Origin of the sequence: Micromonospora sp. LOL_013, from assembly GCF_048060315.1 — a bacterium.
Taxonomy (GTDB): Bacteria; Actinomycetota; Actinomycetes; order Mycobacteriales; family Micromonosporaceae; genus Micromonospora_E.
Genome location: NZ_JBHMIQ010000016.1, coordinates 108,038 through 130,855 on the forward strand (window position 1 = coordinate 108,038; position 22,818 = coordinate 130,855).

Sequence of the window (22,818 nt, forward strand, 5' to 3'; positions counted from 1 at the left end):
CCAACCGGAACCCCGACCGGACGTCGTAGACGGCTAATGCGCACCCTGACGAGCGGACACCTGCCGACCGCGAGCTTGACTACACAGCGTGTCGATCGTCATCCTTGACGTGAAATCCTGCGGAGAACGGGATTGACGGAAGCTGGTGTCCGGTGGCTAGGCTGCTCCAGCAGTCACATTTACACATCGCGGGGGTGGACGTGCCGTACGGCAGGCGCCAGTTGACGTTCGACGCAGACCGGGTACTCAAGGGACTGTCGGGTTGGCCGCCTCGCCTCGCTGCTGGCGTGGCGACCCTGCTGGTGGTCACCCTGGTGCCGGCCGCACCAGCGGTCGCCGCAGCCAACCAGGCACCAGACCGCCCGACACAGCTCACCGTGCACGGCCGCGCCTGCGAGCCGGGCGCCGGCAGAGTCTGGACGCTCACGACGACACCGACGTTCGCCGCCCGCGCCAGCGACGCGGACGCCGGTCAGCAGTCGCTCACCACCACGTTCTCCTGGCGGCGGGTCGGTCAGCCCCCGCACACCATGCAGCAGGTGCAGCAGAGCACCGGCAATCCGTCCTTCGCCTCCGCTACGGTGCCGACGGCAGCGGCGCTGGAGCACGGCGCGTCCTACCTGCTCCGCGCGCGCACCAGCGACGGCACGTCGACCGGGGGCTGGTCGGCGCCGTGCCGGTTCACCGTGGACGTCGTCGCACCACAGCCCCCGTCGGCGGTCACCTCGGCCGACTATCCGCCGATGGCACCCAACCAGCCGCCGGTCGGCGGGGTCGGTATCCCGGGAATCTTCACGATCAGCCCGCCGGCCGACGCCACCGGCATCGTCGGCTACGCCTACACCCTCGACAGCGGCATCGGCCCCGGCTCCGCGCCGGTGGTGCCGGCCGCCGCCGACGGCTCTGCCACGCTCGAGCTCCAGCCGAGCAGAGACGGCTTCAACACCTTGCGGGTCTGGTCGAAGGACCAGGCAGGGCTGGTTTCCACGGTGGTGGAGTATGAGTTCCGGGTCGCCAGCGGCAACGCGCCGGCCGCGCACTGGGGCTTCGACGACGGTGGTGCCGTCGGCGACGACGACACCGGCAACGGTAACCCCCTCACCGTCGTCGGAGCCACCACCGCGCCAGGACGGAGCAGTCCCGCCCTGTCACTGACCTCAGCCGGCGACCACGCGGCCACCACTGGACCGGTCACCTGGCCGCACCCGACGACCGCTGCCGCGCTCACCCTGCGTACCGACCTGACCTTCACCCTGTCGGCGTGGGCCAAACTCGATGCGGCCGGCACCGCACAGACCGTCGTCACGGTCGACGGCAGCACCACCTCGGTCGCCGCAATCGGCTACGACGCGACCGCCGACCGGTGGCGCTTCACGATGGCCGACGGCGACTCCGCCGCCGCCACGCTGATCAGCGTGGACTCCGACACCGCAGCCGTCCCCGGCCGGTGGACCCACCTCGCGGCGACCTACCACAACCCCTCCGGCGCGATGCAGCTGCACGTCAACGGCGTTCGGCAGAACGCGACCGCCACTCTCGCCGGCAGCGTCGCCGCCACCGGGCCGGTGACCGTCGGGCAGGCGCTCCGGGCCGGCGCGGCCACCGACCAGTTCTTCGGCCAGCTCGACGACGTCCGCGTCTACCAGCGAGCGCTCTCCACATCGGAGATCGGCGAGCAGGCCCGCCCGTTCGCGCCCCAGGTCAGTCTGCCCGACGGAGCCAGTGTCGATTTGGGCACCTCCGTCCCGGTGACCTTCGACGCTGGCGGCGACACCAACGTGACCCAGTTCCGCTACAGCGTCGGCTCGGCCATTCTGAACCAGAACGCCGTGCCGGACGTGCCCGGAGGCTCGGTCACCGTGTCCGTCACCCCGACGGCACTCGGTGACGTGCCGGTATTCGTCGGCAGCCGGACCGCCGAAGGCCTCACCAGCCCGCTCACGAGCGTGACCCTGCAGGTGCTGCCCGCACCCGTGCCGGTCACCGGCACCGTGTACGGAACGGACTTCATGCCGGTCGGTGCCGGCGTAACGGTCACCCTGGAGCCGGGTGGTCGGCAGGTATCCACCGGCGCCGACGGCGGTTTCAGCTTCGCGGACGTCAACCCGGGGCAGTACACGGTGACCGCGAGCTCCGGCGGTGGTGACTGTGGAACCGTCGCCAGCACGGAGGTCACCGTCCCCGATATCGCCGACGTCGTGCTGTTCCTGTCCCCGGTGGCCAGCCCGGACGGCAGTTCCTGCCAGGAACTGACCCAGCCGTTCACGCCGGTGTCCGGTACGGCGCTCGCCCTCACCGGTGACGACGAGGTCACCGAGACCGCACTGCCGTTCCCGGTCACCTTTTTCGGCCAGACCTACGACTCGGCCTGGGTGGACACCAACGGGATCCTGACCTTCGCCGACCCCGGCGGCTCGCATCCGACACCGGCCGGCATCCCCACCGTCGGCGGACCCGATGCGATGGTCGCCGCGTTCTGGGACGACCTGATCGTTGACGGGCAGGCCAGCGTGGTGACGGCGACGCGGGGCTTCGCGCCGTTCCGCGAGTTCGTCGTCGAATGGCGGGACGTACGCCGCGCCGCCGACCCCGACGAGCGGATGACGTTCCAGGTGGTGCTCGGTGAGCTGGGCGTGATCCAGGTCAACTACACCGGGATCGACCCGGCCAGCGCGGGTGAGCGCGGCGTCGGTGCCACCATCGGCGTCGAGAACGCCACCGGCACCGGCGGCCTGGAGTACTCGTCCGGCACGCCGGTGCTCGTCGACGACCGTACAGTGGCCTTCCTGCCGGGTGTCTGACTGTCGTGGTGTCAAGCCCCGGGTTGATGGAGAGTTGGCTACAGTAGCTGGTATTCCGACTTCAGTGCGTCGAGCGCGAGTTCCGTGAGGGCTTCCCAAAACTATTTCCAGGTCGGTTTAACGTAATCCGTAAACGCGAAAGATCTCCAACTTGGTCACCGTAAGTAATGTGGCGGGGAACTGTTCCAGCGATCTGCGGAATCCGGTCTTGAGAACCTTCCAACACTTCAGGTGGGCGATCGCGCGTTCAACGGCGGCGCGGAGCCGGTTGAGCGCGGTGTTGCACGCACGTCGGACCTCGGTCAACTCCCGACCCCGGGGCTTCTTGTACGGACTCGCGATGCCGGCACCCTGGTAGCCCTTGTCACCGATCATCCCGGGCCCGCCCGGGGCGTGATGGCCGCCCCACCGGGCGGCGATCCCGGAGACGTCGAAGGCCTTCCGGTCGTGCGTGCCCCCCGGACACGGATCACCCACGTCGACCACCCGTCCCGCGAGGTTGGCGACCACCTGCACGTTCTGCCCGCAGAAGCCCTTCTTCTCGGAGAACAACCCGTCGACGTCGTCGCGTTCCCCGACCGGCACGACCAGACCATCGACCAGGACCGCGTCCCGACGGGCCTGGTCACGGACCCGCTCGTACAACGGGGTCAACACCTCGTCCACCAACGGTTCCACCTCGTCCCGGTAGCGCTCCACGGTCGTCGAGCCGCGGCCGAACACCTCACCGAGCACGTCCGGCGCGAGGTTGTGCCGCAGCCCGAACAGCACCATCACCAGCGCCGTGTCCAGCGGCAACGCCCGCGGCCGTCCCACCGGCAGGTCCCAGTCCAGCAGCGCGTCCACCTGCTCGACCAGCCAGTCGACTTGATCGGAGTCCAACCCGGTCATACGCTCGCAACGCGGCGGCCGGCCGTTGATCGTTTGAGTCCACACAACCCGAATGATCTAGACGATGCCGGTCGCCGTCTCCACAAGCGACACGTCCGAGTTGACCGCACCCCGGCCGTCACACTGAGTTACATAGACAAAGCTCGGTACCGAATCGGCGGACCCCTTTCGGGAAGTCCTCCGTGTAGAGCGACGTCGAGACCGCTGGTGTTTCTCCCAGATTCGTGATGTCGCCAGGTAACCCTGTGCGGGACAGATCGATGGAGATGTCGGTCCACGGTTCGTATCGGCCAGCTATCCGCCGGCCGACGCCTCGAGCATCAGATCTACCGCTTCCTTCATGCCGTAGCGGGAGTCGAGCAAGTCCAAGATTTGTGCCTCGGTACGGGGCTGACCAGTTCTGCCGGAGCGGCCCGCGATCGTGGTGAGAGCCGCCCAGGCTCGGGTGGGGTCGAGCGCGACGGTGTTCGCCGCAAACTCGGTCGGGGGCAGCACCTGCAGGCCGTACGGCATCTTGCTGGCCGGTAGGTCCCGCAGATTGTGGGTGACGATCGCACCGGCACCGCCAACGGCGGCGGCGGCGACCAGATGTTCGTCGTCGGGATCAGGGAGCCCGTACGTGCCGTCCAGACCTTCCCATCCGTTGACTTCGGCATCGTCGAAGTGTCGCCGCATCTGTGCGACGAGATGATTGGCCCGCCTGGTCGCCGTGCTGGCATCCGCGCCTCGGTTGATCAGCTTGGCTCGCTCCTCGTACGCCAGCTCATCGAGGATGACGGTGTTCCACACCGGTCGGTACAGACCTTCGATCGCTAGGGACAGGAGGAAATCCCTTTGTAGGCTCGGCCACAGCACGCAAGTGTCCAAAAGAGCGGCGAACATCGTCCTATTCTGATGGTCCGGTCCGTCGCCGTGCGACCGCCCGGCGTGCTGCCCGTAGTCGAGTGATTACGCTGTCCAGGTCCTCCTCGTCGTCGATGCTTACCGCAGTGGCTTCGAGGGCGGCGTACTGCTCGGCTCGGCGGCGTTCGCGGTAGGCGAGCAGGTGAGGTAGTCGGATACGGCGGTGGGTGCCCACCCGTTCGAACGGAATCTGGCCCTCGTCGAGCAGCTTGATCACCGTGGGGCGGCTGATGCCGAGCAGATCGGCCGTCTGTTGGGTGGTCAAGGTCAAGGTCTGTGGGGCAACAGTCACCGCGAAGCCTTGCTGCAAGGCGTCAACTACCTGTCGAAGCGCTGCGTAGATCTCGGCGGGCAGCTCCACCCGATCGCCCGGCGTGGCTCCGACGAGGAAGTATCGCGGCAGCGCTGACCCCCTGCCTGCCTGTTCGTGAGCCCGCAGGAAGTCATGGACCTGAGCGAGCTGCTCGTTGCGCTGGGGTAGATACGTCTCTTCCTTCAGTGCAGATGCCACCATGATCCCTGCCTCCTCGAAAGTATCGTAACTACCTTCGTTTGTTTCGTCTACGGAAGATGCAAGGTTGTCTGGGGGCCTGCGTAGCTGTCATCTCCCGACTCGGGAAGGGGGACGCGGGAGGCGACGGTACGCCCCACACCGTGAGCCTCGGTCCTGTGCCGCAGTAGGGCCGAGTCTCCCCTCGGTCGGGGCGGCGGGTGGGTCGGCGCCGAGCGCGTGTTTACCAATCAGGAGGTACGCCATGTACATCTGTGCACTCACCAGCGCCGCACCGCTCGGCTATCTCGCCGGGCCGTTCTCATTCCGGGTCAAGAGCCGCTGGTGCCCCAAATGCGGCGAACTCACCACCACTCCACCGCCGCCCGCTGCGGACGGCCGACGAAGCCCGGGCAGGCCGAACGTATGAGTGGGAGTTTGCGGGTAGGGTTCCTGCTCGGCTGGCAGGCTGGCGCGACGTCAGCGGGTGCGGGCGAGCAGGTCGGCGTAGCGGGCCAGGGCGTGGATGGGGTCGATCACCGGGACCGGCACTGCCGCGCGCAGCACGTCGAGCTGCCCGGACCAGAAGGTGCAGGCCACGAAAATCGCCTGGGCCTCATGGTCGACGTAGGCGCGGCGGGCCAGCTCGGGGCCGTGCTTGCCGATCGCCTCGGCCATCCGCTGCCGTACCTCGGTGCCGACCGCCGCCGCCTCGTCGAGCGAGGCCTCCCCGGTCAGTCCCGGGGTGACCTCGCGCTGCGGGCGTCGCACCGGCACCGGTGCCGCGCCGGCGAGTAGATCCAGGCAGCCATACTCGCGGGCCAGTTGGCGTATCCAGTTGGCGTCCTGCGGCAGTTGCTCGTTGGGGCCGGAGGCGACGCCGGGGTAGAGGACCGAGAACCTGCCGTACGCGGCGGCGATCCGGGTGGCCGCCTCGAACGGCCCGGTCACCGGTACGTCGACCAGCGACTTCGCCTCGCGTAACGCCGGATCGGAGGCGCAGGCGACGGCGATCGCGTCGAAACCGTCGTCGGCGCCGGCGCGCACCGCGCCGAGCAGCGGGCTGTAGAGCAGGTCGTCGGCGGCGATGTACGCGCTCGGCGGCACCCCGCGCAGGTTGCGGACCACGATCTCGGTGTCCGGGCCGACCGCCTGCTGCGCCGTCTCCCGGTCGTGTTCGTTGTGCACGTCGATGCCGAGCGGGTTGATCACGAGGACGCGTGGCACGACCCGACTCTCCCTTCGATCAAGATCGCGCCACGCTACCAGCGCCGGCCGCCTCGCTATCAGCTCAGCATCGGTGCTGAGCTGCGAAATCGCCATCACGCGGTGGGTCGCGGCCCGCGTGGTCGGGCGTTCCGCACCGGCGGTGACGCCGGCCCGGAACGCCCGCATCGATGTGGTCGACTGCGGTCGACGCTCAGCCGGTCAGCTCGGCGTCGACATCAGGATCGGCAGCACGGCCCGCGCCTCGGCATGACTGGTGTTGCGCATCGCGGTGGCGGTGGTCCCGGGGATGTCCCACGGGTTGCTGGTCGGCGGGTAGTACATCTTCTTGGTCGTGACCGCGACGACATTGTTGTAGGCCACGCACCGGGTCTCCCACCGGTAGATCTTGCCGGACTGCGGGATGCCGGTGAGCCCGAGCAGGTTGGTGGTGCAGTTCGGGGCGAGAGCGGACAGCACCGTGTTGTTGCTACCGATCGTCAGTTCGAGCAGCCCTCTGGTGCTCAGCCCGGCGTGAGCCCGGGCGGTCAGGGCCAGCGGGCCGACCGTATTGAGGGTGAAGCCGAGCTGGTCGGCGGAGGCTTCGTCGGTGACGACTTCGAGCAGGCTGTCGATCAGGGTGACGCAGGCGGTGGTGTCCCGGGCGTACGCCTGGAGGTTGTCCTGGGTGAAGGTCTTGATGTCGTCGAAGTCGATGATGGCGCTGCGCGCGCAGGCCTTGGCCTGTGCGGTGGCGATCCGGTCGATCTGGGCGAGGATCTCCACCTTGGCGCCGTTGATGGTGTTGATGATCTTGGTGGTGGACTGGTCGAGCGACGCCCCCTGCTTGTACTCCTTGTACAGCTCGTAGGCGCTCTTGGCGGCGGCGATGACCGACGAGATGTCGAACGCCTGCGCCGGTCGGGCCCCCAGCGGCACGGTGACCACGACCGCGGCGGCCGCGGCCAACCAACGGCGGTAGCGCATCTGTTTCAACAGGATCTCCTTCAACTGGCGGCCAGGGTGGCCAGCGGTGACCCCGCAGGTCAGCGGAGCGCGGCCAGTCTGGCGAGATCGGCTGGACCACGGTTGGACCACGACTGGATCACGGGACACGACCGAAGCGCGGCGCATGATCACGGATCACGGCGGACGATCGCGGCGGCTCCGCCGACAACCGGACGCTGATCGCCGCCGCCTCCGGCGCACCCAGCTCGGTGAAGATCGCCAGCGCGCGACGCCAGTAGCCGTGCGCCTGCGCCCGCTGCCCGGCCGCGTGCGCCGCAGCGCCGAGCCCGTCGAACGCCAGCGCCTCGACGCCACGCGACCCGGTATCGGCGGCGATCGACCGGGCCAGGGCATGGCAGCGGGCCGCAGCACGGTCGGCACCACGGCGGTTGTGCAGCTGACCGGCGTAGTTCAGCAGCATCGCCTCGCCGACCCGGTCGCCGGTGCGGCGGCACAACACCAGCCCTTCGCGCAGCTGTCCGGCGGCGTCGCCGAGCCGGCCCTCGACCGTGAACAGCTGACCCAGGCTGCCGAGCGCCCGGACCACCCCGTGATGCTCGCCGAGCGTACGTAGCAGTGCCAGCGCCCGGCCGATGTAACAGATCGCCGAACGCCGGTCGCCCAGCTCACCCAGCACCACACCGAGGTTGCCCAGGGTCCGCGCCTCACCGGCCGGCTCGTCGACGTCGCGGTAGAGCGTCAACGCCTGCCGGAGGTGCGCCACCGCCTGCTGGCGGCGCCCCTGATGGTCGTGCACGACGGCCAGGTTGGTCAGCAGGTTCGCCTCACCGGCCAGGTCAGCTGCCGCGCGGGCGGCAGCGATCCCGTGACCCTGCATGGTGATCGCGTCCGGATAGTGGCCGCCGCATTCCAGATGCCGGTAGAGCAGCGCGGTCAGCCGTACGGCGTGCCGGGCCCGGCCGTGCCGCGCACCGTACGCGGTGACCGCCATCAGGTTGGCCCGCTCCACCTCCAACCAGACCCGCGCGGCCCCCGGGGCACCGCCCGCGAGCCCGCTCGCCGGCGCGGTCCAGGCCGCCGGCTCGGCCCACGCCGTCGTCGGACCATCGTCCGGACCGGTCGGCGGCACCGTCGGCCGCAGGTGACGTTCGGCCGGGTGCACCGCGTCCATCGCCGTGGCGGCGGTACGCAGGTAGTAGTCGAACAACCGGGTCACGGCAGCGTCGCGGACCTCCGGCGGGTCGACGTCGGCGGCAAGCTCCGCCGCGTACGCCCGGAGCAGGTCGTGCATGCCGTACCGGTCCGGCCCGGCCGGCTCCACCAGGTGCGCCCGGCACAGCCGGTTGACCAGCCGATCCGCCGTCACCGGATCCGTCCCGGCCAGCGCGGCCACCGCCGCCGCGTCGACGTCCGCCCCGGGATGCAGCCCGAGCAGCCGGAACGCGCGCGCCGCCTCGGCCGGCAGATACTGGTACGACCAGGACAGGATCGCCCGTACGCCGGTGCGCCGGTCGCCGCCGGCGTCCAGCATGTCGAGCCGTCGCCGCCGGTCGGTGAGCCCGTCGACCAGCCGGGTCAGGCTCAGCTCGGCGCGGGCGGTCGCCAGCTCGGCGGCGACCCGCAACGCCAACGGCAGCTGGGCGCACTGCGTTGCCAGCGTCACCGCGGCCTGCGGTTCGGCGTCGACCCGGTCGCCGACCAGCCGCCGCAGCAGCGCCACCGCGTCGTCGATCGGCAGGAGGCCGAGCCCACGCCGGCCGGCTCCCTCCCGGGCGACCAGCCCGGCCAACGGATCCCGGCTGGTCACCAGCACCGGGCAGGAGGCGGCACCGGGCAGCAGCGGCCGTACCTGCTCGACCGACGCCGCGTTGTCGAGCACCACCAGCATCCGACGGCCGTCCATCAGGCTGCGGTAGTGGGCGGCGCGTTCGTCGACGTCCAGCGCCATGTCGGCGTCCGCCACGCCGAGCGCCCGCAGGAACCGGGCCAGCGCCGTACCCGGCTCGACCGGCTGCTCCGGGTCGTACCCGCGCAGGTCGATGTAGAGCTGCCCGTCCGGGAACCGGTCGCGGGCCCGGCGCGCCCACCACACCGCCAGCGCGGTCTTGCCCACCCCTGCGCTGCCGGACAGCACGCAGATCACCGCGCCCGGTTCGGCGTCGCCGCGTCCGGCGGCCCCCATCGTCCGGTCGAGCCAGCCGAGCTCGGCGGCGCGGCCGGTGAACCCGGCGACGTCGGCCGGCAGCTGCGCCGGCACCGGCCGGTTCGCGTCCAGGCGCCGGCCCCGGCGCGGCCAGACCTGCTCGCTGGCGGTACGCGCCCCGGCCGGCGCGTCGGCCCGCAGCAGATCGGTGTACGCGGCGACCAGCTCGGGACCGGGATCGACACCGAGTTCGTCGGCGAGCCGGTCCCGGGTGTCGTGGAAGACGGTGAACGCCTCGGCCCGCTGCCCACTGGCCCGGTACGCGCGGATCAGCTGCGCCTGGCGGGCCTCGTCGAGCGGCTTTGCGGCAGCGGCCTGCGTCAGCCAGGGCAGTGCGGCGCTTGCCCGGCCACAGGCGATCATCAGGTCGCCGTACCGGGTCAACGCCGCCTGCAGTTCACCGTCGAGGGCCACCACCTTCGGGTGGCCGGCCAACGTGGGCACGTCCACCAGCGGAGGTCCCTGCCACAGCTGGAGCGCCTCGCCGAGTAGTTCGGCGTCGCGCTCCAGCCCGGCTGCACCGGGTCGCGCGGTGGCGACCAGGTGCCGGAACCTCAGCAGGTCGACCGTGACGGCCGAGGTCCGCAGCAGGTATCCGTCACCGATCTGCGGCAGGAGCAGACTCGGGGCCCGGGACGGGCGGTCCGGTTCGAACAACCGACGCAGATGTTTGACGTGCGTCTGAATGACGTTGGTCGACGTCGCCGGTGGCGGTTGGTCCGGCCAGAGCGCGTCGACCAGCTCCCAGCGGGGCAGCGGCTGCCCGCCGGCGAGCGCGAGCAGGCCGAGCACCGCCCGCCGGGCGGTCGGCCCGGGGTCGAGTGCCTGCTGCTCGCGCCACACCCGTACCGGGCCCAGCACCTGCACCCGCAACGGAACTCCACCTCGTGACCGCTGTGCCACCGTCCGGCGTCGGACGGTGATCGACGTTCCCGCATATCGACCGAGCGGAGTATAGGTGCTGGTCAGTCGTCGTCAGTGGGTTGCGGTGACCGGATGGAAGACGGCGTCGAGCGCCTTGAGGTAGCCGTCGGTGTAGCCGGCAAGGTTCGGGTGGAACGCGTCCTCGATGGCGGTGATGCCGTTGAGCCACGGGTCGTCGTCGCAGACCCGGTGCTTGTCGAACAGGGCGTCGACCGGGGCGAACGCGCCGTACGTCTTCGCCGTGTTCCCGATGGCCTCGTTGAGCTTCACCGCCGCGTGGTTGATCCACCCCCGTCGGTTCGCGTCCAGCGGTGCTTCGAAGCAGAACGTCGGGGCCAACAGCTGCGGGTAGCCGAGGACGATCAGCTTGGCGTTCGGGCGGCGGCGAGGACGTCTCCGTACACCTGCTTCAGCTTGCCCGGCAACGTCGTCGCGATGTACGCGAGGGCCTTGTCGATGGCGTCCTTGCAGGTGCTGTCGTGCAGCGCCGTGATGCAGGTCTCCAAGGTGGAGGTGAAGCCGAGGTTGTCGCCGCCGACGGTGATGGTCACCAGCGTCGTGTCCGGCCCGAGAAAGCCGAGCTGGTGCGCGATCACGTCGTCGGTGGTGGCGCCGCTGCAGGCCGAGAAGCCGAACGACAGGCGCGGATTGTTCCGGGCGTACTGGGCAGCGTACGAGCGGGCGCTCTGCTTGCAGTCGCCGTCGGTGTACGGCGGGGCGCCCACCCGGACGAGTACGAGTCGCCCAGCGCGACGTACTGCCGGTCGTCGGCGGCGGATGTGTCGCCGGTCGTACCGGCTGCGTTGGCGGTGGCGGGCACGGCGGCGATGGTGATCAGCAGCGTCGCCGCGACGGGCAACGCGAGGGCGGGACGGAGCTTTCGGGCACGGCTCAGCATGGTGGCGCCTCCTTCGATGGTGGAGACGCTCCGGCCGGGGCGGCCGTCGTCTCCAAAGTGGAAGTGAGCATGCGCCGCTGATAGCCGGTAATCAATCGAAGCGTCGAAAACCCTACTGTCGACTGATTTGCTGATCACCCGTCGTCGGTCGTAGACCGAACCGGTCGGCGAAACCGGACAGGTCGTCCCGCTGCTCCGCCAGGGTGTCGGCGCCGCTGCCGACCACGATCCGGGTCACCCCCTGCGCCGCGTACGCCTCGACCCGTTGCGCCGAAAGCTCAGTCGACCCCCACCGGGTGTACTCCAGCGCGTCAGGGTCACGGCCGGCCTCCGTCGCGACCGACCGGGCAAGCTTCCACTGTGCCGCCCGCTCGTCCGGGGTCAACAGCCCACCAGGGAAGTAGCCGTCGCCACGTAGCCCGACCCGCCGGGCCGCCGCCCGGCTCGAACCACCCACGTGAATCGGCAACGCGGTGGCGCCGTGCGGCTTCGGAAAGCTGCACACCCGCTCGAAGCCGAAGAACTCGCCGTGGAACGACACGCCGTCGGCGTCACCGCCCACAGCAGCCGCAGCACGTCGATCGCCTCGTCGGCACGTCGGCCACGGGAACGGAAGTCGACCCCCACCGCCGTCACCGCCGCCGATCCGCCCGCGCCCGGTCGAGCTGGCACCGTAGCTGTTCCCGGACACCTACCAACCGCGCCAGTCCGGCATCGACCTCGGCCAGCTTGCGCAGCAGCACCGAGATCGAGTCGCGGTAGCCGTTGGCGCATCGCCGGGGCCGGACCAGCCCCTGCGCCTCGTAGTAGCGCAGCGTCCGGGCGCTTGTCCCGGCCTGCCGCGCCAGCTCACCGATCAACATGTGACCTCCCCGGCCAGCCTCGGACCCACCGTGACGCTAAACCTTGACGTCGGTGTCAGGGCAACGAGCCGGCGGACCTGGTGACGGTCAGTCGAGGGCTGCAGCCATCCGGCGTACCGCCTCGGTGATCGTCTCCGGCGCGGCGGCCAGGTTGAACCGGGCGTGCCCGGCCCCGCCGGCGCCGAAGTCCAGCCCGCCGCTGAGTGCCACCCGCCCCCGGTCGAGGAACACCGCCGCCGGGTCGTCGCCCAGTCCCAGCGCCCGGCAGTCCAACCAGGCCAGAAAGGTCGCCTCACCGGGGGCGTACCGCACCTGCGGCAGTTGCGCCGCCAGCAGGCCGGCCAGCAGCCGCCGGTTCGCGTCGACCGCCGACCGTACGGTGTCCAGCCAGTCGCCGCCGTCGCGGAACGCCGCCGTGTGCGCGATCACCCCGAGATGGTTGACCCCGTGGCCAACCTCCTCCGGCAGCCGGGCCAGGTCGGCTGCGGCCGCTGGCCCGGCGACCGCGAGGGCGGCCTTCAAGCCGGCCAGGTTCCAGCCCTTCGAGCCGGAGATCAGCGTCAGGCCGTCGTCGGCGCCGGGCACCGACAGGTACGGCACGAACGTCACGCCGGACGCGGTCATCGGGGCGTGAATCTCGTCGACCACCACCCGTACGCCGTGCCGGCCGGCCAGCTCCGCGACGGCCGCCAGCTCGTCGGCGGTGTGCACCGTCCCGTTCGGGTTGTGCGGACTGCACAGCAGGTACGCCGCACTGCGCCCGCCCGCGCGGGCGGCGGTGAACGCCTCGGCCAGCGCGTCGAGGTCCAGCCGGCCGTCCGGACCGAGCGGGGCCTCCCGCACCGGCCGGCCCAGGTTGCGCAGGAACCCGTAGAACGGCGGGTACACCGGCGGGTTGATCACGACCGTGTCGCCCGGCCCGGTCACCAGCTTCAGCATCTCGACCGCGCCGAGCATCACGTCCGGCACGATCGCCGTCCGCGCCGGGTCCAGACCGTCCCAGCCCCAGCGTGCGGCCGCGAACCCGGCGACCGCCTCGGCGTAGCCGGCGCCGGTGGTGTACCCGAGATCGCCGGCATGCACCGCCGCGTCGATCGCCGCGACGACCGGCCCGGCCGGGTCGACGTCCATCTCCGCCACCCACACCGGCAGCACGTCAGCCGGGTAGAGCCGCCATTTGATGCTGGTCCGCTGCCGGGCCCGGTCCAGCGGCACCCACGGCCACTGCGGCGGTGAAGTCGTCACGTTCGCCTCCGATCCTGGCATCGGTTAGTTGCCACCGGTCAGCCGATCAGTCCGAGTGCCCGGAGGATCTCGGTGCGGTCGACGTCGGGTAGCGCGCCGAACCGCCCGTGCAGGTACGCCTTTTCGAGGTTCTGCGACCGGCGTACGCGTTCGCCGGCGAACTCGGCGAGCGCGCCGAGGCGGGTCGCGCCGTCAGCTGCCTTTTCGGTCAGCCAGACCTCGTCCCGGTTCAGGTGATTGAGCAGGCTGGTGTCGTGCGACGTGAAGATCAGCTGTGCTCCCGAGGGGTTCGTCGCGGGGTCGGTGAACAGCCGGATGAGGTGCATGGACAGTGTCGGGTGCAGGCTTGCGTCCAGCTCGTCGAACAGCAGCAGGGAACCTGCTTTCAGCGCGGTCAGCACCGGGCCGATGAGTTGAAACCAGGTACGGGTGCCCTCCGACTCGGCACCGAAATCCAAGGGGACCGCTTCGCTTTCCGTGCGATGCACCAACCGGACCCGTCGTCGACGGCCCGGCGGTGTCAAATCCTGATCAGCAGCTGCACCGTCATCGATCAGCACGTCCTCGATGCCGAGGTCGGCCATCCGCAGCAGCGCCAACGCCTGGGCCCGGTCCGGACGCAGGTCCTCGAACCACGCGGGTTGCAGCTGATCGGGGCCGGTCTCCTCGAACCAGTACCTGGTCGAGAGGCTTGCCGCCCGCCTCACGAACGGGCGGCGCCGAGCCATTTGCCCCAGTGTCTGGACGTTCAACAGTGCGTGGGCGGGGCCGGAGACGAGGGGTTCGCGGAACCGCCGGGCAGCTGACAAGGCGAGGGTACGGGCGGTCAGCAGCTCACGGGTGCCCGACAGGTGGCCGAGGCCCCGTTGCAGCGTCAGTTCGTCGCCTTCGCGTTCGAAGATCCGACGCCGCTTGCGCTCCGGATAGTGGAACAGCCCTTCGTAGCGGATCGCGTCGGTGTCGAGCTCGACGACGTACTCGAAGCGGACCCCGCCGAGGATCAGCTCGACGGTGAATTCCGACGGGCGTCGCGGACCGTCGCCGAACGCGAACGGCTCGACCGGGATCCCGTCGTCCCAGAACCGCAGCGAGTCGGCGACCGCGTCGCGTAGCCAGCTGAGCGCGGCGACCACGTTCGATTTGCCGGAGGCGTTGGGACCGTAGATGGCGGCGACCGGCAGCAGGCTCTCGTCGATGCTGTCGATCCGCTGCACCGCCGGCCGGTCCCGGTCGACGGCGACCATCGACAGCTCGACCGGTCCGAGGATCGAGCGGAAGTTCGCCGCCTCGAAACGGATCAGCACAGCACCTGCCTCCTAGCGCATGACCCCGCAACCATACCGCAGTATCCGGCGAGAATTGACAGAATCGCTGCTCTGTCGACGTCCAGTCGACTGACAAGCAAGGTCAGTCGGCAGCGGTGACCGGACGCCAGCCCAGCGGGGTGGAGAGCACCATCGTGCTGGACGGCTGACCGTACGGGGCGAGCCGGTCGATCACGTCCTCGAAGGCGTCCATCGACGCTGCGGCCACCTTCAACATCGAGCAGGCGTCCCCGGTGATCCGGTGGATCTCCAGGATCTCCGGCCAGGTCGGCACCTGCGGGTCGCGCAGGATGCAGTGCGACCCGTAGCAGGACATCCGGATCAGCGCGATCACCGTCCAGCCGGCCCGGGTCAGGTCGACGTGCGCGTGGTAGCCGCTGACCACCCCGGACTCCTCCAGCCGGCGGACCCGCTCGGCCACCGCCGGCGGCGACAGGTGCACCCGGCGGGACAGCTCGCTGAAGGAAAGTCGGGCATCGGCCTGCAACTCACGCAGCAGCGCCCAATCCATCTCGTCCACGGACATTTTCCCTTCGTTAACCGACCACCCAAATCTAGCCACGGACCTGCAGGTCGCGGCCGCGTACCGCCGTTGATCCGGTATTCAGCCGCGGACCGCAAGTCGGCAATCATGGGCGACACAGCAAAGGGAGGGCAGCCGACGTGAACAGCACCGACGTGGCCAGCCCACCGGCCGTGCGGCCGGTGGACGCCGCCGAACGCGACGCCCGCGCCGCCGCCAACGCCGGCGAGCCGACCCTGGAGTTCGGCGACCGGGTGCCGTACGACGCCTACGTGCACGCAAGCACCCTGCACAGCCTGCAGCGCACCCTCAGTGACGACCCCGGCGAGATGTCGTTCCTGATGGTCAGCCAGATCATGGAGCTGTACTTCGGGCTGACCCGCCACGAGCTGCGCGACGCCCAACGGCTGATCCGCGCCGACAGGGTGTGGGAGGCGCTGGCCCCGCTGCGCCGCGCCGCCCTGCACCTGGAAGGCCTCAACGCCTCCTGGCAGACGCTGCGCTGGATGACCCCGGCCGACTTCAACCGGTTCCGCAACCTGCTCGGTGAGGGCTCCGGCTTCCAGTCGGCGATGTACCGGCAACTGGAGTTCATCCTCGGCATCCGGACCCCGTCGCTGATCCGCCCGTTCCGCCGCCAACCCGAGGTGTACGCCGAGTTGGAGCAGGCCCTGCACGCGCCGAGCCTGTGGGACGACGTGATCGCCCTGCTCGCCCGCGCCGGCCACGACATCCCGGCCGACCTGCTGGCCCGCGACGTCGCCACCGAACACGAACCGCACCCGGCGGTCGAGGCCGCCTGGGTGGAGGTCTACCGGGTCAACGCCCCGGACAACCATCTGCGGCAACTCGGCGAGGCGTTGACCGAGGTCGCCGAGCAGTTCGGCGACTGGCGGTACGCCCATCTCAAGGCGGTGCAGCGCACCATGGGCGCCAAGGTCGGCAGCGGCGGCTCCGCCGGGCTGGCCTGGCTGCAGCGCAGCATGGCCCGGGTGGTGTTCCCCGAGATCTGGTCCGCCCGGACCAGCATGTGAGAGGCTGCCACATGTTCACTGAGGACGACGCCCGTCGCCGTGACGCCGCCGACCCCGGGCACCGCGACCTGTTCCACATCCCGCCGGCCACCGGCGGCGACCACCCCGACGTCGCCTACTTCGCCGGCAACTCCCTCGGCCTGCAACCGAAGGCCACCCGCGCCGAACTGCTCGACGACCTCGACGACTGGGCCCGGCTCGGCGTGGAAGGTCACCTGGAAGCCGGCCGGCCGTGGCTGCCGTACCACGAACTGCTCACCGACGCCGCCGCGCGACTGGTCGGCGCCCTGCACAGCGAGGCCGTGGTGATGAACTCGCTGACGGTCAACCTGCACCTGCTGATGGTGTCGCTCTACCGGCCGGCCGGCGAACGCACCCGGATCGTCATCGAGGACTCGGCGTTCCCGTCGGACAGCTACGCGGTGCGCAGCCAGGCCGCCTTCCACGGCCTCGACCCCGACCGCACGGTGGTCCGACTGCGGCCGCGCCCCGGCGAGGACACGCTGCGCACCGCCGACGTCGTCGACTACCTGCGCACCGACGGCGACCGGGTGGCGTTGGTGCTGCTCGGCGGGGTCAACTACCTCACCGGCGAGCTGCTGGACATCCCGACCATCACCGCCGCCGGCCGGGCCGCCGGGGCGATCGTCGGCTGGGACCTGGCCCACGCCGCCGGCAACGTGCCGCTGCGGCTGCACGACTGGGGCGTCGACTTCGCCGCCTGGTGCTCCTACAAGTACCTCAACTCCGGGCCGGGGGCCCTCGCTGGCGCGTACGTGCACGAACGCCACCACGGCGATCCGACGCTGGCCCGCTTCGAAGGCTGGTGGAGCACCGAGCCGGCCACCCGCTTCGAGATGACCCCGGTGTCGCGGCCACCGGCCAGCGCCGACGCCTGGCAGATCTCCAACCCGCCGATCTTCGCCATGGGTCCGGTCCGTACCTCGTTGCAGATCTTCGACAAGGTCGGCATGGCGGCGCTGCGCGAACGCAGCGAACGGCTCACCGGCTACCTGGAGCAGCTGCTCGACGAAACCCTGCCGGGCCGGCCGGTCAGCGTCGTCACCCCACGGGATCCGGCCCGGCGCGGCTGCCAACTGTCGCTGCGCATCGGTGGCGGGTCGGGTGCCACCGGCGGCGGAGCACACGCACTGACCGCCCGGCTGCGCCACGAACACGGGGTGATCGCCGACGCCCGCGAACCGGACATCGTCCGGCTCGCCCCGGTGCCGCTGTACTCGACGTACCACGACTGCTGGCGGGCCGTCCGGGCGCTCGCCGCGACCCTCCCAGCGAAAGGCGGCGACGATGTCTGAACGCGCACCCGTCGCGGTGGTCGGCGCCGGCCTGGCCGGCAGCCTGCTCGCCTGCTTCCTGGCCCGCCGCGGCCTGCCGGTCACCCTCTACGAGCGCCGACCCGACCCGCGACGCGGCACCGCCGAACGCGGGCGGTCGATCAACCTGGCGCTGTCCGAACGCGGCCTGGACGCGCTGCGCCGCATCGGCCTGGCCGACCAGGTGCTCGCCGACGCGCTGCCGATGCCCGGCCGGATGATCCACCCGGTCGACGGTGACCTCGACTTCCAGCCGTACAGCGCCGACGGGCAGCGAGCGATCAACTCGATCAGCCGGGGCGCGCTCAACAACGCCCTGCTCGATGCCGCCGAGGCCGCGCCCGGCGTCACCGCCGTCTTCGACCACCGGCTCGTCGGCCTCGACCCGGACACCGGCGAGCTGACCTTCGACACGCCGCAGGGCACGGTCCGCGCGCAGGCGCAGGTCGTGCTCGGCGCCGACGGCGCCGGTTCGGCGGTACGCGGCCAGTTGCTCGCCCACGGCCTGGTCGACGAGAGCCTCGACTTCCTCGATTACGGCTACAAGGAGCTGACCATCCCGGCGGTCGGCGGCGACTACGCACTCGACCCCGGTGCGCTGCACATCTGGCCGCGCGGCACCTCGATGATGATCGCCCTGCCCAACCCGGACCGCTCCTTCACCTGCACCCTGTTCTGGCCGACCGGCGGCACGTCGAGTTTCGCCTCGCTGAGCAGCCCGGCGGCGATCGAACGGCACTTCCGTACCCACTACCCGGACGTGCCGCCGCTGGCGCCGGACCTGGTCGACGACTACCAGCACAACCCGGTCGGTCTGCTCGGCACGGTGCGCTGCGACCCGTGGCAGGTCGGCGGCCGGGTGGCGCTGCTCGGCGACGCCGCGCACGCGGTCGTGCCGTTCTACGGCCAGGGCGCCAACTGCGCCTTCGAGGACGTGGTCGAACTGGACCGCTGCCTCGACGACACCGGCGGCGACTGGGCGGCGGCGCTGCCGCTCTACCAGTCCCGCCGCCAGGACAATGCCGAAGCGATCGCCCAGATGGCCCTGGCGAACTTCGTCGAGATGCGCGACAAGGTCGCCTCCCCGACGTTCCAGACGTTCCGCAAGGTCGAACACGCCCTGGAACGGGCACTGCCGGGGCGCTACGTGTCCCGGTACGAAATGGTCTCCTTCACCACCATCCCGTACGCCGAGGTCAGGCGTCGGGTCCGCCGCCAGCACCAACTGCTGGCGGCGGCGGTGGCCGGGACGGCGGCGTTGTCAGTAGGGGCACTCGGCGCCGCCGTCCACCGGCTCGTCCGGAAGGGACGCTCATGACCCTGTGGCACCCCGACCTGTACGCCGGCCGGCCCGCCGCCGACGGCCCCGGCCTGCTGCGCAGCTTCGTCGACGGCCGGTTCGTCGACGCCGGGATTCGGTTCCCGAAGGTGTCGCCGGTGACCGGGGAGACGGTGTTCGAGGTCGCCGAGGCCGACGCCGCGACGGTCGACGCGGCCGTCGCTGCGGCCCGCGCGGCGTTGCGCGGACCCTGGGGCGGCATGGCCGAGCGGGACCGGGCGGTGGTGTTGCGGGCGGTGGCTGACGAGTTGGATCGCCGGTTCGATGATCTGGTGGCTGCTGAGGTGGCGGATACCGGTAAGCCGGTCGGTCAGGCCCGGACCCTCGACATTCCGCGCGGGGCGGCGAACTTCCGGGCGTTCGCGGAGATCGCCGCGACGGCGCCGACGGAGTCGTTCACCACGGTCACCCCGACCGGTGGTCGGGCGTTGAACTACGCGGTCCGTAAACCTGTCGGCGTGGTCGCGGTGATCGTGCCGTGGAACCTGCCGCTGCTGCTGCTGACGTGGAAGGTGGCTCCGGCGTTGGCCTGCGGCAACGCCGTGGTGGTGAAGCCGTCGGAGGAGACGCCGGCGTCGGCGACGTTGTTGGCGGAGGTGATGGCGGCGGCGGGTGTGCCGGATGGGGTGTTCAATGTGGTGCACGGGTTCGGGCCGGGTGCGGCGGGGGAGTGGCTGACCACTCATCCGGGGGTGGACGCGGTCACGTTCACGGGTGAGTCGGCGACGGGGTCGGCGATCATGCGGGCGGCGGCTGACGGGGTGAAGGCGGTGTCGTTCGAGTTGGGCGGCAAGAACGCGGGTCTGGTGTTCGCGGACGCGGATCTGGACGCGGCGGTGGCGGGTTCGGTGCGGTCGTCGTTCACCAACGGTGGTCAGGTGTGTCTGTGCACCGAGCGGCTGTACGTGCAGCGGCCGGTGTTCGACGAGTTCGTCGACCGGCTGTCGGCCGCCGCCCGCGACGCCCGGTACGGCTGGCCCGCCGACGAGACGATCTCGACGATGCCGCTGATCTCGCGCGGCCACCGGGACAAGGTGCTCGGCTACTACGATCTGGCCCGCGCCGAAGGCGCGCAGATCCTTGCCGGTGGTGGCGTGCCGGCCTTCGGCGACGCCCGCGACGGCGGCGCGTACGTGCAGCCGACCGTGTTGACCGGGCTCGACTCGTCGGCGCGGCTGGTGCGGGAGGAGGTGTTCGGCCCGATCTGCCACATCGCTCCGTTCGACACCGAGGAGGAGGCGTTCGCGCTGGCCAACGACTCCGACTACGGGCTGGCCGCGACGGTGTGGACCCGCGACGTGGGGCGGGCGCACCGGGCCGGTGCCCGGCTGGACGCCGGCATCGTCTGGGTGAACACCTGGTTCCTGCGGGACCTGCGCACCCCGTTCGGCGGAGTGAAGGCCTCCGGGGTGGGCCGGGAGGGCGGCGTGCACTCGCTGGACTTCTACTCCGAGTTGACCAACGTCTGTGTGGATCTGACATGAGCGTGACTGTGGATGTCGGGGCCGCTGCCGCGGCGCTGACCGGGGCGTACGACACCGGGGTGCCGTGTGCACCGCTGCGGGACCGGTTGCTGCCGGTCGGTGACGTGGCCGCCGCGTACACGGTGCAGCGGGAGTTGGTCGCCGGCTGGACAGGCGCGGGCCGCCGCCGGGTCGGCGCGAAGATCGGTTTGACGTCGCCGGCGGTGCAGGCCGCGTTCGGCGTGTATCAGCCTGATTTCGGGGTGCTGTTCGCCGACATGGCGGTGCCGGATGGCGACGAGGTCGACCTGGCCGGGCTGATCCAGCCCAGGGTGGAGGCCGAGGTGGCGTTCGTGCTCGGCGCGGATCTGCCGGACGGGCCGGCGACCGTGGTCGACGTGCTGCGGGCCACCGACTTCCTGCTACCGGCGATCGAGATCGTCGACTCCCGGATCACCGACTGGGACATTTCCATCGTGGACACGGTGGCGGACAACGCCTCGTCGGGGCTGTTCGTGCTCGGCGATCGGCCGGTGCCGCCCGCCTCGGTGGACCTGCGCGAGTGCGGCATGGTCTTGGAATCCGCCGGTGAGCCGGTGTCGGTCGGTGCCGGTGCCGCCTGCCTCGGCAACCCGGTGCACGCCGTCGCCTGGCTGGCCTCGACCATGGCAGCCGCCGGGGATCCGCTGCGAGCCGGCGACGTCGTGCTCTCCGGCGCGCTCGGCCCGATGGTGCCGGTCACCCCAGGAGCGGCGTACGAGGCACGGATCGCCGGGCTCGGCTCGGTGCGGACCAGATTCAGCGCGAAACCGGCCGACCGGTCGGCCGACGGCGAGTCAGGGGAGGGGTCGTAGTGGGTGTCGGGGTGGCGGTGATCGGGTCGGGCAACATCGGCACCGACCTGATGATCAAGGTGCTGCGGCTGTCGGAGTCGCTGGACATGGTGGCGATGGTCGGCATCGACCCGGAATCCGACGGGCTGGCCCGCGCCCGCCGCCTCGGCGTGGCGACCACCGCCGACGGCGTCGACGGCCTGGTCGCGATGCCCGAGTTCGCCGACGTCGGGTTGGTGTTCGACGCCACGTCGGCCGGCGCGCACCGGCGCAACAACGAGATCCTGCAGGCGCACGGCCGGACCGTGGTCGACCTGACGCCGGCCGCGATCGGCCCGTACGTGGTGCCGCCGGTCAATCTGGACGCACACCTGGCCGAGCCGAACGTCAACATGGTCACCTGCGGCGGGCAGGCCACCGTACCGGTCGTCGCCGCCGTCGCGGCGGTGGCCCCGGTCGCGTACGCGGAGATCGTCGCCTCGATCGCGTCCCGCTCGGCCGGCCCTGGGACGCGGGCGAACATCGACGAGTTCACCCAGACCACCGCCCGCGCCCTGGAGGTCGTCGGCGGCGCAGGCAAGGGCAAGGCGATCATCGTGCTGAACCCGGCGGATCCGCCGCTGCTGATGCGCGACACTGTCTACTGCCTGATCCCGGCCGGGGTCGACACCGGCCGGGTGGCCGCCTCGGTGGACGCCATGGTGGCATCGGTCGCCGAGTACGTGCCCGGCTACCGGCTCAAACAGCGGGTGCAGTTCGATCCGGTCGACGCGTTCGTGCCGGCGCTGGGCAGCCACTTCACCGGTGTCCAGGTGTCGGTGTTCCTCGAAGTGTCCGGTGCCGGGCACTACCTGCCCGCGTACGCCGGCAACCTCGACATCATGACCTCGGCGGCGCTTCGCACCGCCGAACGTCTGGTCGCCCTCCGGGAAGGGGTGCGGTGATGACCCGCCTGTACATCCAGGACGTCACGTTGCGCGACGGCATGCACGCCATCGGGCACCGGTACACCGTCGACGAGGTCCGGGTGATCGCCGCCGCGTTGGACGCCGCAGGGGTCGACGCGATCGAGGTCGCCCACGGTGACGGGCTGGCGGGATCGAGCGTCACCTACGGCCACGGTGCCGCGTCGGACGCCGACTGGATCCGTGCCGCCGCCGAGTCGATCAGCCGGGCGACGTTGACGACGCTGCTGCTGCCCGGCATCGGGACCATCGACGACCTGAAAGCGGCCCGCGACCTCGGGGTCACCAGCGTCCGGATCGCCACCCACTGCACCGAGGCCGACATCGCCGCCCAGCACATCGGCTGGGCCCGCGACAACGGCATGGACGTGGCCGGCTTCCTGATGATGTCGCACATGAACACCCCCGAAGGGCTCGCGCAGCAGGCCAAGCTGATGGAGTCGTACGGGGCGCACTGCGTCTACGTCACCGACTCCGGCGGCCGGCTGCTGATGACGGATGTCGCTGCCCGGGTCGACGCCTACCGGCAGGTGCTCGACCCGGCCACCCAGATCGGCATTCACGCCCACCACAACCTGTCCCTCGGTGTGGCCAACAGCGTCGTCGCCG

21 protein-coding genes are annotated in these 22,818 nt (G+C 70.8%); 8 read left to right on the forward strand and 13 right to left on the reverse strand.

Translation table 11 applies throughout. From position 1 onward, the window contains the following. The first annotated feature begins 152 nt into the window (after positions 1-152). The gene (locus ACFHWS_RS13035) at positions 153-2,801 is read left to right on the forward strand and encodes a LamG-like jellyroll fold domain-containing protein (RefSeq protein ID WP_416554317.1); all 2,649 of its coding nucleotides are present in this window, start codon (positions 153-155) and stop codon (positions 2,799-2,801) included. Between the two features lie 117 nt (positions 2,802-2,918). Here ACFHWS_RS13035 and ACFHWS_RS13040 read toward each other — a convergent pair whose 3' ends face one another. From ACFHWS_RS13040 to ACFHWS_RS13100, 13 genes are all read right to left on the reverse strand, one after another. Next, positions 2,919-3,692: a transposase family protein gene (locus ACFHWS_RS13040; RefSeq protein WP_416568265.1), complete on the reverse strand. Its 774-nt coding sequence runs from the start codon at positions 3,690-3,692 to the stop codon at positions 2,919-2,921. Between the two features lie 294 nt (positions 3,693-3,986). Further along, on the reverse strand, positions 3,987-4,574 hold the full coding sequence (locus ACFHWS_RS13045) for a PIN domain-containing protein (protein WP_416557428.1): 588 nt from the start codon (positions 4,572-4,574) through the stop codon (positions 3,987-3,989). 4 nt (positions 4,575-4,578) lie between these two features. Next, the gene (locus ACFHWS_RS13050) at positions 4,579-5,109 is read right to left on the reverse strand and encodes a helix-turn-helix domain-containing protein (RefSeq protein ID WP_416568266.1); all 531 of its coding nucleotides are present in this window, start codon (positions 5,107-5,109) and stop codon (positions 4,579-4,581) included. Positions 5,110-5,565: 456 nt separating this feature from the next. After that, positions 5,566-6,312, reverse strand: a complete 747-nt coding sequence (locus ACFHWS_RS13055; RefSeq protein ID WP_416557431.1) for an aspartate/glutamate racemase family protein — start codon at positions 6,310-6,312, stop codon at positions 5,566-5,568. Positions 6,313-6,513: 201 nt separating this feature from the next. After that, a complete protein-coding gene (locus ACFHWS_RS13060) occupies positions 6,514-7,287 on the reverse strand; it encodes a hypothetical protein (RefSeq protein WP_416557432.1) in 774 nt (257 codons plus the stop codon). Positions 7,288-7,396: 109 nt separating this feature from the next. Further along, entirely contained in the window at positions 7,397-10,330 is a 2,934-nt protein-coding gene (locus tag ACFHWS_RS13065) for a BTAD domain-containing putative transcriptional regulator (protein ID WP_416557443.1), read from the reverse strand. 108 nt (positions 10,331-10,438) lie between these two features. Next, a complete protein-coding gene (locus ACFHWS_RS13070) occupies positions 10,439-10,726 on the reverse strand; it encodes a hypothetical protein (protein ID WP_416557433.1) in 288 nt (95 codons plus the stop codon). Between the two features lie 23 nt (positions 10,727-10,749). Further along, positions 10,750-11,112, reverse strand: coding sequence for a hypothetical protein (locus ACFHWS_RS13075; protein WP_416557434.1), 363 nt, complete (start codon positions 11,110-11,112; stop codon positions 10,750-10,752). A 285-nt stretch (positions 11,113-11,397) separates the two neighbouring features. Then, complete coding sequence (locus ACFHWS_RS13080) at positions 11,398-11,847, reverse strand: LLM class flavin-dependent oxidoreductase (protein WP_416557435.1); 450 nt, start codon at positions 11,845-11,847, stop codon at positions 11,398-11,400. Between the two features lie 70 nt (positions 11,848-11,917). Beyond that, positions 11,918-12,148 (reverse strand): MerR family DNA-binding transcriptional regulator, encoded by a 231-nt coding sequence (locus ACFHWS_RS13085; protein ID WP_416557436.1) that lies wholly within the window; start codon positions 12,146-12,148, stop codon positions 11,918-11,920. An 87-nt stretch (positions 12,149-12,235) separates the two neighbouring features. Beyond that, positions 12,236-13,414, reverse strand: a complete 1,179-nt coding sequence (locus tag ACFHWS_RS13090; RefSeq protein ID WP_416557437.1) for a MalY/PatB family protein — start codon at positions 13,412-13,414, stop codon at positions 12,236-12,238. A gap of 17 nt (positions 13,415-13,431) precedes the next feature. Beyond that, on the reverse strand, positions 13,432-14,697 hold the full coding sequence (locus ACFHWS_RS13095) for an AAA family ATPase (protein WP_416557438.1): 1,266 nt from the start codon (positions 14,695-14,697) through the stop codon (positions 13,432-13,434). 103 nt (positions 14,698-14,800) lie between these two features. Next, entirely contained in the window at positions 14,801-15,238 is a 438-nt protein-coding gene (locus ACFHWS_RS13100) for an Lrp/AsnC family transcriptional regulator (RefSeq protein WP_123600997.1), read from the reverse strand. A gap of 143 nt (positions 15,239-15,381) precedes the next feature. Between ACFHWS_RS13100 and ACFHWS_RS13105 the strand changes: the two genes are divergently transcribed. From ACFHWS_RS13105 to dmpG, 7 genes are all read left to right on the forward strand, one after another. Next, positions 15,382-16,275 carry a tryptophan 2,3-dioxygenase gene (locus ACFHWS_RS13105; protein WP_416557439.1) on the forward strand — a complete coding sequence of 298 codons (894 nt, stop codon included), beginning with the start codon at positions 15,382-15,384 and terminating at the stop codon, positions 16,273-16,275. 11 nt (positions 16,276-16,286) lie between these two features. Continuing rightward, positions 16,287-17,591 carry a kynureninase gene (gene kynU, locus ACFHWS_RS13110; RefSeq protein WP_416568267.1) on the forward strand — a complete coding sequence of 435 codons (1,305 nt, stop codon included), beginning with the start codon at positions 16,287-16,289 and terminating at the stop codon, positions 17,589-17,591. Continuing rightward, positions 17,584-18,927, forward strand: a complete 1,344-nt coding sequence (locus ACFHWS_RS13115; protein ID WP_416568268.1) for an FAD-dependent oxidoreductase — start codon at positions 17,584-17,586, stop codon at positions 18,925-18,927. The genes kynU and ACFHWS_RS13115 overlap by 8 nt, the downstream gene beginning before the upstream one ends. Then, positions 18,924-20,432 (forward strand): 2-hydroxymuconic semialdehyde dehydrogenase, encoded by a 1,509-nt coding sequence (locus ACFHWS_RS13120; protein WP_416568269.1) that lies wholly within the window; start codon positions 18,924-18,926, stop codon positions 20,430-20,432. The genes ACFHWS_RS13115 and ACFHWS_RS13120 overlap by 4 nt, the downstream gene beginning before the upstream one ends. A gap of 2 nt (positions 20,433-20,434) precedes the next feature. Further along, on the forward strand, positions 20,435-21,265 hold the full coding sequence (locus ACFHWS_RS13125; protein ID WP_416568272.1) for a 2-keto-4-pentenoate hydratase: 831 nt from the start codon (positions 20,435-20,437) through the stop codon (positions 21,263-21,265). Continuing rightward, entirely contained in the window at positions 21,265-22,188 is a 924-nt protein-coding gene (locus tag ACFHWS_RS13130; RefSeq protein ID WP_416568270.1) for an acetaldehyde dehydrogenase (acetylating), read from the forward strand. The genes ACFHWS_RS13125 and ACFHWS_RS13130 overlap by 1 nt, the downstream gene beginning before the upstream one ends. Beyond that, on the forward strand, positions 22,188-22,818 hold a 631-nt coding region (gene dmpG, locus ACFHWS_RS13135), incomplete at its 3' end, for a 4-hydroxy-2-oxovalerate aldolase (protein WP_416568271.1). The genes ACFHWS_RS13130 and dmpG, both read left to right, overlap by 1 nt.